Annotated in this window: 11 protein-coding genes; all 11 read left to right on the plus strand. The window is 32.7% G+C overall.

Annotation, left to right across the window (positions count from 1 at the left end; genetic code table 11):
- The first annotated feature begins 121 nt into the window (after nt 1-121).
- The 11 genes from SJY17_RS13855 (at nt 122) to SJY17_RS13905 (ending at nt 18,364) form a co-directional block, all read left to right on the plus strand.
- Nucleotides 122-1,333, plus strand: a complete 1,212-nt coding sequence (locus SJY17_RS13855; RefSeq protein ID WP_397363160.1) for an RsmB/NOP family class I SAM-dependent RNA methyltransferase — start codon at nt 122-124, stop codon at nt 1,331-1,333.
- A gap of 125 nt (nt 1,334-1,458) precedes the next feature.
- The gene (locus tag SJY17_RS13860) at nt 1,459-3,303 is read left to right on the plus strand and encodes an endonuclease (protein WP_397363161.1); all 1,845 of its coding nucleotides are present in this window, start codon (nt 1,459-1,461) and stop codon (nt 3,301-3,303) included.
- Nucleotides 3,304-3,466: 163 nt separating this feature from the next.
- The gene (purL, locus tag SJY17_RS13865) at nt 3,467-7,159 is read left to right on the plus strand and encodes a phosphoribosylformylglycinamidine synthase (protein ID WP_397363162.1); all 3,693 of its coding nucleotides are present in this window, start codon (nt 3,467-3,469) and stop codon (nt 7,157-7,159) included.
- 75 nt (nt 7,160-7,234) lie between these two features.
- Nucleotides 7,235-8,041, plus strand: a complete 807-nt coding sequence (locus tag SJY17_RS13870; protein ID WP_397363163.1) for a DUF6597 domain-containing transcriptional factor — start codon at nt 7,235-7,237, stop codon at nt 8,039-8,041.
- A gap of 279 nt (nt 8,042-8,320) precedes the next feature.
- Nucleotides 8,321-10,093, plus strand: coding sequence for an AMP-dependent synthetase/ligase (locus SJY17_RS13875; protein ID WP_397363164.1), 1,773 nt, complete (start codon nt 8,321-8,323; stop codon nt 10,091-10,093).
- A 120-nt stretch (nt 10,094-10,213) separates the two neighbouring features.
- The gene (locus tag SJY17_RS13880) at nt 10,214-10,666 is read left to right on the plus strand and encodes a MarR family winged helix-turn-helix transcriptional regulator (RefSeq protein ID WP_397363165.1); all 453 of its coding nucleotides are present in this window, start codon (nt 10,214-10,216) and stop codon (nt 10,664-10,666) included.
- A 1-nt stretch (nt 10,667) separates the two neighbouring features.
- The gene (locus tag SJY17_RS13885; protein WP_397363166.1) at nt 10,668-13,076 is read left to right on the plus strand and encodes a 3-hydroxyacyl-CoA dehydrogenase/enoyl-CoA hydratase family protein; all 2,409 of its coding nucleotides are present in this window, start codon (nt 10,668-10,670) and stop codon (nt 13,074-13,076) included.
- Between the two features lie 5 nt (nt 13,077-13,081).
- On the plus strand, nt 13,082-14,272 hold the full coding sequence (locus SJY17_RS13890) for an acetyl-CoA C-acyltransferase (RefSeq protein WP_397363167.1): 1,191 nt from the start codon (nt 13,082-13,084) through the stop codon (nt 14,270-14,272).
- A gap of 28 nt (nt 14,273-14,300) precedes the next feature.
- The gene (locus SJY17_RS13895) at nt 14,301-16,109 is read left to right on the plus strand and encodes an acyl-CoA dehydrogenase family protein (RefSeq protein WP_397363169.1); all 1,809 of its coding nucleotides are present in this window, start codon (nt 14,301-14,303) and stop codon (nt 16,107-16,109) included.
- 127 nt (nt 16,110-16,236) lie between these two features.
- Nucleotides 16,237-17,568 (plus strand): M28 family peptidase, encoded by a 1,332-nt coding sequence (locus SJY17_RS13900; RefSeq protein WP_397363170.1) that lies wholly within the window; start codon nt 16,237-16,239, stop codon nt 17,566-17,568.
- A 1-nt stretch (nt 17,569) separates the two neighbouring features.
- The gene (locus tag SJY17_RS13905; protein ID WP_397363171.1) at nt 17,570-18,364 is read left to right on the plus strand and encodes a M23 family metallopeptidase; all 795 of its coding nucleotides are present in this window, start codon (nt 17,570-17,572) and stop codon (nt 18,362-18,364) included.
- The last annotated feature ends 15 nt before the right edge of the window (nt 18,365-18,379 follow it).

Below are 18,379 nucleotides of genomic sequence, written 5' to 3' on the forward strand. Positions count from 1 at the left end.
AAAATACTTGCGCATAGTTTGTGTTTATTTTTGAAAAGGTATGTCAAATTATCTAAAAAATAAAAAGTAATGAAAATTCGTGTTATTTAACGTAACTTTGCACGCTTTTAAAACTTAAAAAATGCGCTTACACAGAAACTTATGTTTTGCAACCGTAGATGGTTTATTATTAATCTTTAACGAAGGTAAATATGCAGATAAAGTAGTACAACAATTATTAAAAAGAGACAAACGTTGGGGAAGTCGTGACAGAGGGTTTGTTGCAGAGACTACCTATGATATTGTACGTTGGAAACGCCTCTATGCTGAAATTGCTGAAATTAAAGAACCTTTTAGCAGAGATGATATTTGGCGCATGATTGCTGTTTGGGCAACCCTAAAAGGTGTAAAACTACCAGATTGGAAATACTTTGAAAACACTCCACAACGCAAAATAAAAGGGCGTTTTGACGAGTTGTCTAAAATTAGAAAAATAAAAGAATCTTTTCCAGATTGGATGGACGAATTAGCTGCTAAAGAATTAGGTGATAAAATCTGGAGTAAAGAAGCAACTGCTTTAAACATTCAAGCAGATGTTATTTTAAGGGTTAATACTCTTAAAACAACTAAAGAACAATTAAAAGCAGAATTATTTGACTTAGACATAGAAACCGAAGAAATACCAAATCATATTAGTGCTTTAAAATTAGCAGAACGTGGTAATGTATTTACTACTGAAGCTTTTAAAAAAGGATATTTTGAAGTACAAGATGCTTCTTCTCAATTAGTAGCAGAATATTTAGACGTAGAACCTGGAATGCGTGTTGTAGATACATGTGCAGGAGCTGGAGGAAAAACATTACACCTTGCTTCTTTAATGGAAAACAAAGGTCAGATTATTGCTTTAGATATATATGATAACAAATTAAAAGAATTAAAACGTCGTGCAAAAAGAGCAGGTGCACATAATATAGAACCAAGACATATAGACTCTACCAAAGTCATTAAAAAATTATATGACAAAGCTGACAGAGTGTTAATTGACGCTCCATGTTCTGGACTAGGAGTTTTAAGGCGTAATCCAGGTTCTAAATGGAATATGCAACCAGAGTTTATGGAACGCATTAAGAAAACTCAAGCTGAAATTTTAAATTCCTATTCTAAAATGGTAAAATCTGGTGGAAAATTAGTGTATGCAACATGCTCTATCTTACCTTCAGAAAATCAAGAACAAGTCTCAAAGTTTTTAGCTTCGGATAACGGAAAAGAATTTACATTGGTTAAAGACAAAAAGATTTTATCTCATGTTTCTGGTTTTGATGGCTTTTATATGGCATTACTTGAAAAGAAATAATTTATGTATTTCATCCATTAAATTTGTATTTTGTCGTTAAAAATTATTATTTTCGCATTATAAAACACTTAAAAAAGCTTTGCTTAATAAATTTGAGTAATGTTTTACAACCCAAATTAAATTACATGAAACAAGTTTACTTACTATTTACTACTTTATTACTTACTACTTTAGCATTTGCCCAAATACCTGCTAATTATTATGATAGTGCTACTGGACTTAGTGGCTATGCATTAAAGACAGAACTTAGTAATATAATTACTTCTGGTCACAATGATCAAGGTTATGGAGGACTATGGATAGGGTACCAAAATACAGATAGAGATTTATATTACGAAAATGATAATACTATTTTAGATATCTACTCAGAAATACCAACTGGTGCAGATTCTTATAATTATACCTATTCTACAGATCAATGTGGAAATTATTCTGGAGAAGGGTCTTGTTATAATAGAGAACATTTAGTGCCTCAATCTAGTTTTAACGAAGCATCACCTATGAAAAACGATATACATCATGTATATCCAACAGATGGATATGTTAATGGTGGACGTGGTAGCTTTGCTTTCGGTACTGTAGCATCTGCTACTAATACTTATAGTAATGGATCTAAAAAAGGATCAAGTGCTGTAAGTGGTTATTCTGGAACTGTTTTTGAACCAATTGACGAATTTAAAGGAGATGTTGCAAGAGCTTTATTATATTTTGCTACACGTTATGAAAGTACAGTAAATGGATACACTTCTTTTGATATGTTTAATGGTACTAACGATCAAGTATTTCAAACTTGGGCAATAGATTTATTATTAGATTGGCATAACAATATAGATCCAGTAGATCAAAGAGATATTGACCGTAATACTGCAGCATATAATTTTCAAGGAAACGCTAACCCATTTATTAGCCATCCAGAATATGCTAATGCAATTTGGAATCCAAGTCCAGATACACAAGCACCTACTACACCAACAAGCCTAGCAGCTTCAAACCCTACTGCTACAACTGTAGATTTATCTTGGACAGCATCAACAGACGACACTGCTGTAACAACTTATGACATCTATGTAGATGGTACTTTTTATGTTACAACAAATTCTAACGCTACAACATATACAGTTACAGGATTAACACAATTAACTACATATACATTTACAGTTTTAGCAAAGGATGCTGCAAATAATATGTCTGCACTAAGTACTTCTGATTCTGCAACAACAATTGCTGGAAGTACAGGTGGAGGAAGTAGCGACTTATACTTTTCAGAATACATGGAAGGTTCAAGTAACAATAAAGCATTAGAAATTGCAAATTTTACAGGATCTGATATTACAGACCTTTCTGCATATGAATTAAGATTAAGCTCTAACGGAAATTCTGCTTGGACTGCTACATATAACTTTCCAGGTGGAGCATCAATAAATAATAATGATGTTTATGTTATTGGTAATGGAAGTTTAGCAGTATGTACAGGAGTTGTAGACAACTCTAATAATACAATTACTGGATTTAATGGTAATGATGCTATTGGGTTATTTAAAAACGGAGTACTTATAGATATACTTGGTACTTTAGGCGATAATAGCAATTTTGCTCAAAATACAACATTAGTTAGAAACTCTAATATTTCTGGTGGAAACACAACTTTTGATATTGCTGAATGGACAAGTTCTGCATCAAATACATGTACTGACTTAGGCCAACATACACAAGCAGTATTAAATGTTACTAGTATAAATAAAAACGAATTTAAAATATATCCTAACCCAGTAAAAGGAAACCTTTTAACAATAGAGAATTCTCAAAATTCACGTTTTGAAATCTATAATATTTTAGGAAAGAAAATACTAAACGGAACCATTACACCTAATAACAATAAAGTAAGCTTATCCTCATTAAGTAAAGGTGTTTACATTTTAAAATTAGAGAACAAAAATGGAACTGTAACTAAAAAATTAATTAAAGAATAATCAAATTTCTTTAACATTCTAAAAAAAGCGACTTATTAGTCGCTTTTTTTTATGTTTAAAACCTAGTGGATAACTATTAAATTAAGGCTTATTTTTTATGAAGTATTATCACTAAAAAACTTAAATTTGTCTCTTTTAAAAACAACACTCAAACTAAAATATAATGATTCATTTCTTCGGAAACCAAAACAGTAAACTATTTGCTGTTCAAGCAACAAAAGAATTATCAACGCAAACCATTTCAAAATTGATATGGTTATTTGGCGACCAGCCAAAAATAGAACAAGCATCTTTAGATGCTTTTTTTGTTGGTCCTAGAGCTGCAATGATTACACCTTGGAGTACAAATGCTGTAGAGATTACCCAAAACATGGGAATAAAAGGTATTATAAGAATTGAAGAATTTGAAGCTTGTCAATCAGACTTTAAAGGTTTCGACCCTATGATTTCTGAAAAATACAATGGATTAAATCAAGAGTCATTTACCATTGATATCAAACCAGAACCAATATTAAATATTAAAGACATTTCTGCATATAACCAACAAGAAGGCTTAGCCTTAAATGATGATGAAATTGGGTATTTAGAAGGTGTTTCAAAAAAAATAGGTAGACCATTAACAGACTCGGAAGTTTTTGGTTTTAGTCAAGTAAACTCAGAGCATTGTCGTCATAAAATCTTTAATGGGACTTTTATTATCGATGGAAAAGAAAAGCCAACATCGCTTTTCAAGATGATTAAAGAAACGTCAAAGAAGCAACCTGATAATCTTGTATCTGCTTACAAAGACAATGTTGCATTTATAAAAGGTCCTAAAGTGGAACAGTTTGCACCTAAGCGCGCAGATATACCTGATTTTTATACAAAAAAAGATTTTGAATCTGTTATTTCGCTTAAAGCGGAAACACATAACTTTCCAACCACAGTTGAGCCTTTTAATGGAGCAGCAACTGGTTCTGGAGGAGAAATTAGAGACAGACTTGCTGGAGGAAAAGGATCCTTACCATTAGCAGGAACAGCAGTATACATGACCTCATATTCTCGTTTAGAAGAGAATCGTCCTTGGGAACAAAAAATGGATGCACGTCCTTGGTTGTACCAAACACCAATGGATATTTTAATAAAAGCTAGTAATGGAGCATCTGATTTTGGAAACAAATTCGGGCAACCTTTAATATGTGGTTCTGTCTTAACTTTTGAACATGATGAAAGCTCAAGTACCATAATTAATGGGTCAAAAAGAACCAATCGTAAAATTGGATACGACAAAGTTATCATGCAAGCTGGAGGAATTGGATATGGTAAAGCAGAGCAAGCTTTAAAAGACATACCAAAAGAAGGAGATAAAATAGTCATTTTAGGTGGAGAAAATTACAGAATTGGAATGGGTGGAGCTGCTGTATCATCAGCAGACACAGGAGAATTTTCCTCTGGAATAGAACTTAATGCTGTACAACGAAGTAACCCAGAAATGCAAAAACGTGCAGCAAATGCAGTGCGTGGAATGGTAGAAAGTGACGAGAATTTTATAGTGTCTATCCATGATCATGGTGCTGGTGGACATTTAAATTGTTTATCAGAATTAGTTGAAGACACAGGTGGGCAAATAGATTTGGACGCCTTACCAGTTGGTGATCCTACATTGTCTGCTAAAGAAATTATTGGTAACGAGTCTCAAGAACGAATGGGATTAGTTATCGCAGAAAAACATTTAGATACCTTAAACAAAATTGCAGAACGTGAACGCTCTCCAATGTATACTGTTGGAGATGTTACTGGAGACAATCGTTTTACTTTTAAATCTAAAACAAAAGGTGATAAACCAATGGATTTAGCATTGGAAGACATGTTTGGTAGTTCTCCAAAAACAATAATGACAGACACTACCTTAGACAGAAACTATGGTGGCATTTCATATAATCCAGATAACTTTTACGATTATTTAGACCAAGTATTACAACTAGAAGCTGTTGCTTGTAAAGACTGGTTGACAAATAAAGTAGACCGTTGTGTTGGTGGTAAAGTTGCCAAACAACAATGTGTTGGTCCATTACAAATACCACTAAATAATGTTGGTGTTATGGCTTTAGATTATAATGGTAAAGAAGGTGTCGCAACCTCTATTGGGCACTCTCCTATTTCTGGATTAATTAACCCAATTGCTGGAAGCAGAAACAGTATTACTGAAGCGTTAACTAATATTATTTGGGCTCCTTTAAAGGATGGTTTAAAATCTGTTTCATTATCTGCAAACTGGATGTGGCCTTGTAAAAATGAAGGTGAAGATGCTAGATTATATGAAGCTGTACAAGCAATTTCTGAATATGCAATTGACTTAGGCATTAACGTACCTACAGGAAAAGATTCATTATCAATGAAACAAAAATATGCTAATGAAGAAGTTATCTCTCCTGGAACAGTAATTATTTCTGCAGCAGCAAATTGTAATGATATTAAAAAAGTAATCGAACCCGTTTTTAATAAAAATGATGGAGATATTTACTATATAAATTTATCTCAGGACGACTTTAAATTAGGTGGAAGTAGTTTTGCTCAAATCCTTAACAAAGTAGGAAATAACACTCCAAATGTTAAAGATGCTAGTTATGTAAAAACAGTGTTTAATACAATACAACAATTAATAAAAGGCAACCAAATTGTTGCTGGTCATGATGTTGCTTCTGGTGGTTTAATTACTACATTATTAGAATTATGTTTTGCAGATACTAATTTAGGAGCAGAATTAGATATTACTGCATTAAACCAAAAAGATTCTTGTAAAGTATTGTTTTCTGAAAATTCTGGAATTGTATTTCAATCTAAAGATAACTCAATTGAATCCATTTTAGCTTCAGCTAATATTGAGTTTTTCAACATTGGGAAAGTTACAGATAGTGACACGTTAAGTGTCATTAATGGCACTGAAGTCTTTACAATGACAGTATCTAGATTAAGAGATATGTGGTATAAAACCTCATATTTACTAGATCAAAAACAAACTGCTAATAATTTAGCAGAAACAAGATACAACAACTATAAAAACCAACCTTTACAATATACTTTTCCAAAACAATTTACTGGTAAATTACCAAATATCGATTCTAGCAAGCCAAGACCCAAAGCTGCTATACTACGTGAAAAAGGAAGTAATTCTGAACGCGAAATGGCTAATGCAATGTATCTAGCAGGTTTTGATGTTAAAGATGTCCACATGACCGATTTAATTTCTGGTCGAGAAACATTGGAAGATATTCAATTTTTAGGAGCAGTTGGAGGTTTCTCTAATAGTGATGTTTTAGGATCAGCTAAAGGTTGGGCTGGAGCAATAAAGTATAATGAAAATGCAAATAAAGCAATAAATAATTTCTTTAAAAGAGAGGATACTTTATCTGTTGGAATCTGCAATGGTTGTCAGTTATTTATGGAATTAGACCTAATTAATCCAGAACACGATGTACATGGAAAAATGCTTCATAACAATTCTAAAAAACACGAAAGTGCTTTTACATCTGTAACTGTTCAAGACAATAATTCAATAATGCTAAACACTTTAAAAGATGCTACTTTAGGGGTTTGGATTAGTCATGGAGAAGGAAAATTTAATCTTCCTAAATCTGAAAAGGATTATAATATAGTTGCAAAATATGGTTATGAAAGCTATCCTTCAAATCCAAATGGATCGGATTACAACACAGCAATGTTATGTGATAAAACAGGTCGTCATTTAGTGATGATGCCACATATAGAGCGTTCTACTTTTCAATGGAATTGGGCAAATTATCCCAAAAACAGAACAGACGATGTGTCTCCTTGGTTAGAAGCTTTTGAAAATGCTCGACTTTGGATTGAAAAATAATATTAAATTTATACATAAATTTAATATTATTTTTCTTACGTTTATAGACTATTATTCATGATAATCCCTCTATAAATGAATTTTAAATACATAAAATGTATTAACGACAATACGTTAATAAATAATTTTTATGAACTCAGTGTTGACAACTCAAGTATTCCTTTAAACTCAAAGGTTATACCAACAGCTCAATGCCATATTATTTTTTTAGACACAAAAACACCAATAGAGATTGAATTTAAAAACAACACATACAAGAATAATGGCTTAGTTGTTTTAGGGCAATCTTATAAGTCTTATAATTTAAAAGCTAAAGCTTCGTATTATAATTTTGGGATAAATTTACATCCTACTGGATTATATAAGCTTTTAAAAACAGATGTTTCTCAATTAACTGATAAGCATATTAAGCTTTCCGACATAGATACTGGTTTATTTAGTATTTTAAATCCTCTTTTTGAAGAAAAAAACGAAAGCAATATTCTAGCTAAAAAAATTGAAAAGCGACTTTTAAATATTGAGTTATTTGAAAACAAAAACACAAGACTGGTTGATGAAGCTATAAGATTAATATATAATAATGAAGGTATTATAAATGTTGAAGCGCTTCTTAAACTGCTTCCAATATCTCAAAAACATTTAGAAACACAATTTAAAAAAATGGTAGGTCTAACACCATTAAAATTTATTAAACTATACAAGTTTGTTAATTTAATGAAGAAATATGAATCTAAACAAGCCTCTATTACTCAATTAATTGACTATTATGATTATTATGACTTGTCACATTTTACTAAAGACTTCAAGCTTTTTATGGACCAGAAGCCGAAAGAGTACTTTAAATCTGATAACGAGTTTATAAATAATTATTTAAAAGCGTAATATTTAAACTTTTAAATAATTATTACGATTTTTTACATAGTCTTCTAAAAGAATTTACATAATTTAGCTTCGGATTTATGTATTTTATTTAATTTAAATGAAAGTTAAGGGATTCATTTGAAAATAGTTAGTTATTAAATAAAAATAACAAAGCATTTATTCACGCTATCAATCAGTTAGCTTAGGAGCTGTTTAAATACAGCTCCTTTTTTTTGTTGCTGTTTGAATTGGAGTTAAAATTTCATACTTTGCAATTCTTAATAACTTCGCAAAAAACTAATGACAGAAATAACACGACTTTTTGATTTTCCATACTATCAACTAGAAAAATATAATTTAGAAGCTTCTCTAGTAACTAAATATGATGGTAAATGGACACCTACATCTACTAAAGAATATCTTGATAAAGCAAACACCATCAGTCGCGCTTTATTAAAAATGGGAGTTCAAAAAAATGATAAAATTGCTGTAATTTCTTCTACAAACAGAACAGAATGGAATATTATGGATATTGGTGTGTTGCAAGTTGGAGCACAAAATGTACCTATATATCCTACTATATCTTCCGAAGATTATGAATATGTATTAAACCACAGTGGATCTACATATTGCTTTGTTAGTGACGAAGAGGTTTTAAATAAAGTCAATAAAATAAAAGCAAATACAAACTTAAAAGAAGTATACTCATTTGATCATATTGAAGGTTGTAAGCATTATTCAGAATTATTCAATCTTGGAAAAGATACAATTAATCAAACTGAAGTTGAAGCAAGAAAAGATGCTGTAAAGCCTGACGAGTTAGCAACAATTATATATACATCTGGTACAACTGGAAAACCAAAAGGTGTTATGCTATCTCATGATAATATTACTAGTAATGTTTTAAGCGCAATTTCGCGTTTACCTTTAAGTCAAAACAACCCAAGGGTTCTTAGTTTTTTACCTATTTGTCATATTTTTGAACGTGTCCTTATATATATTTACCAACATGCAGGAGTTTCAATTTATTTTGCTGAAGGGATAGACAAGATTGGAGACAACGCTAAAGAGATTAAACCTAATCTAATGAGTGTAGTACCAAGATTATTAGAAAAAGTATATGACAAAATTTACGCTAAAGGTTCAGAATTAACAGGTATAAAAAGTAAGCTTTTTCATTGGGCAATAGCACTTGGAGAAAAATGGGAACCTTACGGAAAAAATGGTGCTTGGTACAATTTTCAACTTAAAATAGCTAATAAACTAATATTTAGTAAATGGAGGGATGCTCTTGGTGGAGAACTTACTACAATGGTCTCAGGCTCTGCACCTTTACAATCTAGATTATCTCGTGTGTTTAGTGCTGCAGGAATGCAAGTAATGCAAGGTTATGGGTTAACTGAAACCTCTCCTGTAGTTTCTGTAGAGATGTATAAAAACAGACATTTTAAAATTGGTACAGTTGGTAAACCAATAGATGGTGTAGAAGTTAAAATTGCAGAAGATGGAGAAATTTTAATAAAAGGACGTAACGTTATGATGGGTTATTTTAAAGACCCAGAGAAAACAGAAAGTGTTATGACTGGCCAATATTTTCACACAGGAGATAAGGGTGAGTTAGATGAAGACGGATTCCTTAAAATTACTGGTCGTAAAAAAGAAATGTTTAAAACCTCTGGTGGTAAATATGTTATTCCAACACTTTTAGAAAACGACTTAAAACAATCTCTTTTTATAGAACAAGTTATGGTTGTTGGTGAAGGCGAGAAAATGCCAGCTGCAATTGTACAACCAAACTTTGATTTTATAAAAGAATGGATTGAAAGAAAAGACTATAAAATTGAAACAACTAACCAAGCAATGGTTAACTCTCAAATTGTAATTGATCGTATTCAAAAAGAAGTCGATAAATGCAATTCAAGTTTTGGAAAATGGGAACAAATTAAACGTTTTGAGCTTACACCTGATGTATGGTCTATAGATGGTGGACATTTAACACCAACTATGAAAATGAAACGAAAAATCATAAAAGACATCTACCAAGACCTTTACGATAAAATATACAGAAATTAACCTTTTAAAAGCTATCTAAATTAACAGATAGCTTTTTTTATATACAATTTTAAATTTATTATGCATGCATAATAAATTTTTCTTATCTTTGGTTCGTATCTAAATAAATACACATTAAATATGAAGGAAAGAACCATTGATTATATGCTAAGAACCACCTGGTTAGCAGTAAATAAAATGTATAATGAAGAGGCTGTAAAATTTGACAGCACTATGGCTACAGGTTTTGCTTTATTAAGCATTGATCCAGAAGATGGTACACCTTCTACTTCTTTAGGTCCAAAAATGGGTATGGAAGCAACTAGTCTTTCCAGAACGTTAAAATCTATGGAAGAAAAAGGGTTAATAACTAGAAAACCTAATCCAGAAGATGGTCGTGGTGTTTTAATATTCTTAACAGATTTTGGTAAAGAGAAAAGAGAATATTCCAGAGAACGTGTGCTTACATTTAATAATACTATAAAAGAGTATGTTACTGAAGAAAAACTGAAACACTTTTATGAAGTATCAGATACAATTAATGAATTGATTTCCAATAAAAAAATATATACTAAAGAACCTATTTTAAAATAAAATGAGTAAACGTAGAATTAAAAAAGTAGCCATTATTGGTTCTGGAATTATGGGAAGCGGTATTGCTTGTCACTTCGCCAATATTGGTGTAGATGTATTACTATTAGACATTGTTCCTAGAGAATTAAACGACAAAGAAAAAGCTAAAGGCTTAACCTTAGAAGACAAAGTCGTAAGAAACAGATTAGTAAACGATGCTTTAAAAGCCTCTTTAAAATCTAAACCCTCTCCTATTTATAATCAAAAATTCGCAAGTCGCATTACTACAGGAAACCTAGAAGACGATATTGCTAAAGTTGCAGATGTAGACTGGATTATGGAAGTTGTAGTTGAAAGACTTGATATTAAACAACAAGTTTTTGAAAAACTAGAAAAATACAGAACTCCAGGAACGTTAATTACATCTAATACTTCTGGTATTCCTATTAAATTCATGAATGAAGGACGTAGTGAAGATTTTCAGAAACATTTCTGCGGAACACACTTCTTTAATCCTGCACGTTACTTAAAATTATTCGAAATAATTCCTGAACCAAAAACAGATGCTTCTGTTTTAGAGTTTTTAAATGAATATGGCGAAAAATTCTTAGGAAAAACTTCTGTAGTTGCAAAAGACACACCTGCTTTTATAGGGAACAGAGTTGGTATTTTCAGCATACAAAGTTTATTTCACGCAGTTAAAGATTTAGATTTAACTATCGAGGAAGTAGATAAATTATCAGGACCAGTAATTGGTCGTCCTAAATCGGCAACCTTCCGTACAGTGGATGTTGTTGGTTTAGACACTTTGGTTCATGTTGCAAACGGAATTAGAGAAAACTGCCCTAATGACGAACGTTTAGAGTTATTTGAATTACCAAGTTTCATCAACACAATGATGGAAAACAAATGGTTAGGAAGTAAAACTGGACAAGGTTTTTACAAAAAAACAGTTTCTGCTGAAGGTAAAAAAGAAATTTTATCTCTAGACTTAAACACTTTAGAATACCGTTCTGCTAAGCGTGCAAAATTTGCAACTTTAGAATTAACAAAAACTATTGATAAAGTAGTAGATCGTTTTAAAATATTAGTAAAAGGAAAAGATAAAGCAGGTGAGTTTTACCGTAAAAGCTTTACTGCATTATTTGCTTACGTATCTAATCGTATTCCAGAAATTTCAGACGAGCTTTACAAGATTGATGATGCTATGAAAGCTGGATTTGGTTGGGAACATGGTCCTTTCCAAATTTGGGATGCAATTGACGTAGAAAAAGGAATCGAATTAATGAAAGCTGAAGGATTGGAGCCTGCTGCTTGGGTAACCAAAATGGTAGCTTCTGGTAACACCTCTTTTTACACTGTAAAAGATGGAGCTTCATTCTTTTATGATATTCCTTCTACAAAACAAACAAAAATCCCTGGTCAAGATAGTTTCATCATCTTAGATAATATCAGAAAAACAAACGAAGTATTTAAAAACTCTGGTGTTGTTATTGAAGATATTGGAGATGGAATCCTTAACGTAGAATTCCAATCTAAAATGAACACTATTGGTGGAGACGTTTTAGCTGGATTAAATAAAGGTATAGAATTAGCAGAAAAAGATTTTGCTGGTTTAGTAGTTGGTAATCAAGCTGCAAACTTCTCGGTTGGTGCAAACATCGGAATGATTTTCATGATGGCTGCAGAGCAAGAATATGATGAGCTTAACATGGCTATTAAATATTTCCAAGACACAATGATGCGTATGCGTTATTCTTCTATCCCAACTATCTCTGCTCCTCACGGAATGGCTTTAGGTGGTGGATGTGAACTATCATTACATGCAGATAAAGTAGTTGCAGCAGCAGAAACTTACATGGGACTTGTAGAGTTTGGTGTTGGAGTGATTCCTGGTGGTGGAGGTTCTAAAGAAATGGCTTTAAGAGCATCTGATACTTTCCAAAAAGGAGACGTTCAACTTAATGTATTACAAGAGCATTTCTTAACTATTGGTATGGCAAAAGTATCGACTTCTGCTTACGAAGCGTTTGACTTAAACCTACTTCAAAAAGGAAAAGATATAGTTGTAGTAAACAAGGATCGTCAAATAGCAGTTGCAAAACAACATGCTATGTTAATGGCTAATTCTGGTTATACACAACCTGTAAAACGTACAGATGTAAAAGTACTTGGTAAACAAGCATTAGGTATGTTTTTAGTAGGAACAGACTCTATGCAAGACTCTAACTACATTTCTGAACACGATATGAAAATCGCTAATAAATTAGCTTACGTAATGGCTGGTGGAGATTTATCAGAACCAACTCGCGTAACAGAACAATATTTATTGGATTTAGAGCGTGAAGCTTTCCTAAGTTTATGTACAGAACGTAAAACTTTAGAACGTATTCAGCACATGTTAACCAAAGGTAAACCTTTAAGAAACTAAGAAAAATGAAAACAGCATATATAGTAAAAGCATATAGAACAGCAGTTGGTAAAGCACCAAAAGGCGTGTTCCGTTTTAAAAGAACAGATGAATTGGCAGCAGAAACCATCAAGTATATGATGAAGGAATTGCCAGGTTTAGACCCAAAGCGTATTGACGATGTTATTGTTGGTAACGCAATGCCAGAAGGTTCTCAAGGATTAAATATGGCACGTTTAATCTCATTAATGGGATTAGATATTGTAGATGTTCCTGGTGTAACTGTAAACCGTTTTTGCTCTTCTGGAGTAGAAACTATTGGTATGGCAACTGCAAAAATACAAGCTGGAATGGCAGATTGTATTATTGCTGGTGGTGCAGAAAGTATGAGTAGTGTACCAATGACTGGTTTTAAACCAGAATTGAACTACGATATCGTAAAAGCTGGTCATGAAGATTATTATTGGGGAATGGGAAATACTGCAGAAGCTGTTGCAAAACAGTTTAAAGTATCTCGTGAAGACCAAGATGAGTTTGCATTCAATTCTCATATGAAAGCATTAAGAGCGCAAGCTGAAAATCGTTTTCAAGATCAAATTGTACCAATTGAAGTAGAACAAACTTACATTGATGCTAACGGAAAGAAAGCAACAAAATCTTATACAGTAACTAAAGATGAAGGTCCTAGAAAAGGATCAAGTGTTGAAGCTTTAGCTAAACTTAGAGCAGTATTTGCTGCTGGAGGAAGTGTTACAGCTGGTAACTCGTCACAAATGAGTGATGGTGCTGCTTTTGTAATGGTAATGAGTGAAGACATGGTTAAAGAACTAGGTTTAGAACCAATTGCAAGAATGGTAAACTATGCTGCTGCAGGTGTTGAACCTCGTATCATGGGAATTGGACCAGTAAAAGCAATTCCAAAAGCATTAAAACAAGCAGGATTAAAACAAGACGATTTAGCTTTAATTGAGTTAAATGAAGCTTTTGCTTCGCAATCTTTAGCTGTAATTAGAGAACTAAATCTTAATCCAGATATTATTAATGTAAATGGTGGTGCAATTGCACTTGGTCATCCATTAGGATGTACAGGAGCAAAATTATCTGTACAACTTTTTGACGAAATGCGTAAGCAAGACATGAAAGGTAAATATGGCGCAGTAACCATGTGTGTTGGAACAGGTCAAGGTGCTTGCGGAATATTCGAATTTTTAAACTAATTTAAAGAACTTAATACAATACTATAAAATGGCAGATTTAGAAAAAGATATCCTACGTGGAGGTCAATTCTTAGTAAAAGAAACAAAATGTGAAGATGTGTTTACTCCTGAAGATTTTTCAGAAGAGCAAACAATGATGAAAGATTCTGTAATGGAATTTAATGATCGTGAAATTATTCCTCATAAAGCACGTTTTGAAGCTAAAGATTATGCATTAACAGAAGACGTTATGCGTAAAGCTGGAGACATGGGGTTTTTAAGTGTAGCTGTTCCTGAAGCTTATGGTGGAATGGGAATGGGATTTGTTTCTACAGTATTAACTTGTGATTATATCTCAAGCGGAACTGGTTCTTTTAGTACTGCTTTTGGTGCACATACAGGAATTGGTACTATGCCAATAACTTTATATGGTACAGAAGAACAAAAACAAAAATACGTACCAAAATTAGCTTCTGGTGAGTGGTTTGGAGCATATTGCCTTACAGAACCTGGAGCAGGATCTGATGCTAATTCAGGTAAAACAACTGCTGAATTATCTGCAGATGGAAAATCATACAAAATTAACGGACAAAAAATGTGGATCTCAAATGCAGGTTTCTGTAGTGTGATGATCGTTTTTGCGCGTATTGAAGGTGATAAAAATATTACTGGATTTATAGTAGAATATGATGGAGAAAATCCAAACGGGATTACTTTAGGTGAAGAAGAACACAAATTAGGTATTCGTGCCTCTTCTACGCGTCAAGTATTTTTTAACGACACTGTAGTACCAGTAGAAAATATGTTAGCTGGTCGTGGTGAAGGATTTAAAATTGCAATGAACGCACTTAACGTTGGTCGTATAAAGCTTGCTGCTGCATGTTTAGATTCTCAACGTAGAATTTTGTCTACAGCTGTAAATTATGCTAAAGAGCGTAAACAATTTAAAACTCCTATTGCAGATTTTGGAGCAATCAAAGTAAAGTTAGCTGAAATGGCTGCTAGTACTTATGCTGGTGAATCTGCTACATACAGAGCTGCAAAAAATATTGAAGACAGAATCGCAATGCGTGAAGCTGCTGGAAATACACATCAAGAAGCAGAACTTAAAGGTGTTGAAGAATATGCAATAGAATGTTCTATCCTAAAAGTTGCTGTGTCTGAAGATGTACAAAATGCTGCAGATGAAGGTATCCAAATTTTTGGTGGAATGGGATTCTCTGAAGAAACTCCAATGGAGTCTGCCTGGAGAGATGCACGTATTGCTCGTATATATGAAGGGACTAACGAAATTAACAGAATGTTAGCTGTTGGTATGTTAGTAAAAAAGGCTATGAAAGGTCATGTTGATTTATTAGGTCCTGCTTCTAAAGTACAAGAAGAATTAATGGGAATACCTTCTTTTGAAACGCCTGATTACTCTGAATTATTTTCAGAAGAAAAAGAAATGATTAAGAAGCTTAAAAAGACGTTCTTAATGGTTGCAGGTGGAGCAGTTCAAAAGTATGGTCCTCAATTAGAAGAGCACCAACAATTATTAATTGCAGCTGCAGATATCTTAATTGAAATCTATATGGCAGAATCAGCAATTTTAAGAACCGAGAAAAATGTTAAACGTACGAGTGAATCTGAGCAATCTGCTCAAATTGCTATGGCTAAATTATATTTATATCACGCTGTTGATATCGTTGAAGAAAAAGGAAAAGAAAGTATTATTTCTTTTGCTGAAGGCGACGAACAACGTATGATGCTAATGGGTCTTAAGCGTTTTACAAAATATGCAAACTATCCAGATATCGTAGATTTACGTATCGAAATTGCAGAAAAAGTAAAAGCAGAAAATAAATACTGCTTTTAAAAATTAAGTTTAGTTTTAATTACCCAAAAAAAGCTGTTTTGTAATGAAACAGCTTTTTTTATTTAAAAACTAGCACAAATTGAAGTGGTTTTTTATTTTTCATTAATTTAGAGGAAAATATAATTGAATGAAAAAATTAATATTCCCTTTACTCCTACTTTTTATTACAATTAGTTCTGCTCAAACCAATCAAAAAATATACGATATTATTGAGGCTGTTTCCGCAGAACGTATTGAAAATGACATTCAAACTTTAGTCGATTTTGGAACCAGAAATACGTTTAGTGATACTATTTCAAACACCAGAGGAATTGGAGCAGCAAGACGCTGGATAAAATCAGAGTTTGAAACAATTTCATCCGATTGTAAAAATTGTTTAGAAGTCTTCTATCAAAAAGATTTTGTTACTAAAGAAGGTAACAAACGTGTACCTCACGATGCTTGGGTTGTTAACGTTGTAGCTATTCAAAAAGGGACAAAATATCCAAATCGTTATATTATAATGAGTGGAGATATCGATTCTCGCGGAAGCGATACAATGGAATTTACAAAAGATGCGCCTGGCGCAAACGATAATGCTTCTGGAATGGCTGGAACTATTGAAACTGCTCGTGTTTTATCTAAATACAAATTTGAAAACAGTATAATCTATGTTGGTTTATCTGGCGAAGAGCAAGGTCTTTTTGGTGGTGGAGGTTTAGCTAAATATGCCAAAGAGCAAGGTTGGGATATTATTGGAATCCTCAACAATGACATGATTGGGAATATTACAGGTGTGGATGGTGTAATTGATAACCGAACCTTTAGAATTTTCTCAGAACCAGTTCCTGCAAACGAAACCGAAAGAGAACGTACACTTAGACGTTTTTATGGTGGAGAAGTCGATGGAATTTCGCGTCAATTAGCACGTTATGTGCATAAAACAGTAAAAACGTATATGCCAGAAATGAATCCGATGATGATTTATAGATTAGATCGTTTTGGACGTGGTGGACACCACAGACCTTTTAACGACTTAGGTTTTGCTGGAATACGTATTATGGAAGCGCATGAAAATTACACACAACAACACCAAGATATTCGTGAAGAAAATGGTATTAAATATGGCGATGTTATAGAGCACGTAAATTTTGAATATGCACAAAAACTAACCACTGTAAACGCCATAAACATGGCTAGTTTAGCTTGGGCACCTCCTGCTCCAAAAACAGTCGCAATTGGTGGTATTGTAGAACCATCGGTTAAATTTAAATGGGATAAAGTTGAAGGTGCAGTCGGTTATAAAATTTACTGGAGAAATACCACATCTCCTACTTGGGACAACAGTCGTTATGTTGGTGATGTCTCAGAATTTATGCTAGATGGCATCGTTATTGACAACTATTTCTTTGGGATTGCTTCTGTTGGAAAAGACGGTTTTGAAAGCCCTGTGGTGTTTCCTAATAAAATAATGAGATAATATGTTTAAACGTTATGTATTGCTGCTTTTTATTATTGTTTCCTGTTCAAAAGAGGAAATAAGACCCTCTTATATTTCAATAAAATCAAATAACGATTCTATTTATGTTAATCTCTTAAATCCAATAATTTCCACAGCGTTTTTAAAGATTGAAAATAAATTAACAAACCAAACCCAATTTTTAGATTTTACCAAACCCGATACATTAACCATTCTAAAATTTCATAAAACCCAAATTGACACCAGCGACATATTTAAAAACTATAATTTTACATTAAATTTTGGAGCATCTTCAATTAAAACTTACGACAGTTTATACAATTATGGGCTTCCGTTTTCTAAAGGAAAACGTTATCGTGTTTTACAACAACAAAATGGAAGTTTTACTCATTTTGGACCTGTCTCCAGATATGCTCTTGATTTTACCATGAAGATTGGTGAAGAGGTTTGTGCCATTAGAGAAGGTGTCGTTGTGTTTGTTAAAAATGATTCGGATGAAGGTGGAAGCAGTAAAAAGTACAAGTCCAAAGCTAATAATATACTTATATACCATAACGATGGAACATTTTCACAATATGCACATTTTAAACAAAATGGAATTATTGTAAAAAAAGGAGATTCCATAAAAAAAGGTCAACTTATTGGCTATTCAGGAGATACAGGTCAAGCAACTGAGCCACATTTACATTTTGTACTTTATAAACCTACTATTAATGGTTTAAATTCCATTCCGTATATTTTAGACTCTATACCTAGTCAAAAATATAAAACTGGACTAATCGCTACAAATAAATAAACTAAGCCAACTAAA

The sequence above is a fragment of the Olleya sp. R77988 genome (assembly GCF_044594215.1).
Classification (GTDB): domain Bacteria; phylum Bacteroidota; class Bacteroidia; order Flavobacteriales; family Flavobacteriaceae; genus Olleya.

What these genes read in the sequence shown, in the direction of transcription:
- SJY17_RS13905 (WP_397363171.1), top strand. Translation starts at nt 17,570, where the DNA reads ATGTTTAAACGTTATGTATTGCTGCTTTTTATTATTGTTTCCTGTTCA.
- SJY17_RS13860 (WP_397363161.1), top strand. Translation starts at nt 1,459, where the DNA reads ATGAAACAAGTTTACTTACTATTTACTACTTTATTACTTACTACTTTA.
- SJY17_RS13885 (WP_397363166.1), top strand. Translation starts at nt 10,668, where the DNA reads ATGAGTAAACGTAGAATTAAAAAAGTAGCCATTATTGGTTCTGGAATT.
- purL (WP_397363162.1), top strand. Translation starts at nt 3,467, where the DNA reads ATGATTCATTTCTTCGGAAACCAAAACAGTAAACTATTTGCTGTTCAA.
- SJY17_RS13890 (WP_397363167.1), top strand. Translation starts at nt 13,082, where the DNA reads ATGAAAACAGCATATATAGTAAAAGCATATAGAACAGCAGTTGGTAAA.
- SJY17_RS13895 (WP_397363169.1), top strand. Translation starts at nt 14,301, where the DNA reads ATGGCAGATTTAGAAAAAGATATCCTACGTGGAGGTCAATTCTTAGTA.
- SJY17_RS13875 (WP_397363164.1), top strand. Translation starts at nt 8,321, where the DNA reads ATGACAGAAATAACACGACTTTTTGATTTTCCATACTATCAACTAGAA.
- SJY17_RS13855 (WP_397363160.1), top strand. Translation starts at nt 122, where the DNA reads ATGCGCTTACACAGAAACTTATGTTTTGCAACCGTAGATGGTTTATTA.
- SJY17_RS13870 (WP_397363163.1), top strand. Translation starts at nt 7,235, where the DNA reads ATGAATTTTAAATACATAAAATGTATTAACGACAATACGTTAATAAAT.
- SJY17_RS13880 (WP_397363165.1), top strand. Translation starts at nt 10,214, where the DNA reads ATGAAGGAAAGAACCATTGATTATATGCTAAGAACCACCTGGTTAGCA.
- SJY17_RS13900 (WP_397363170.1), top strand. Translation starts at nt 16,237, where the DNA reads ATGAAAAAATTAATATTCCCTTTACTCCTACTTTTTATTACAATTAGT.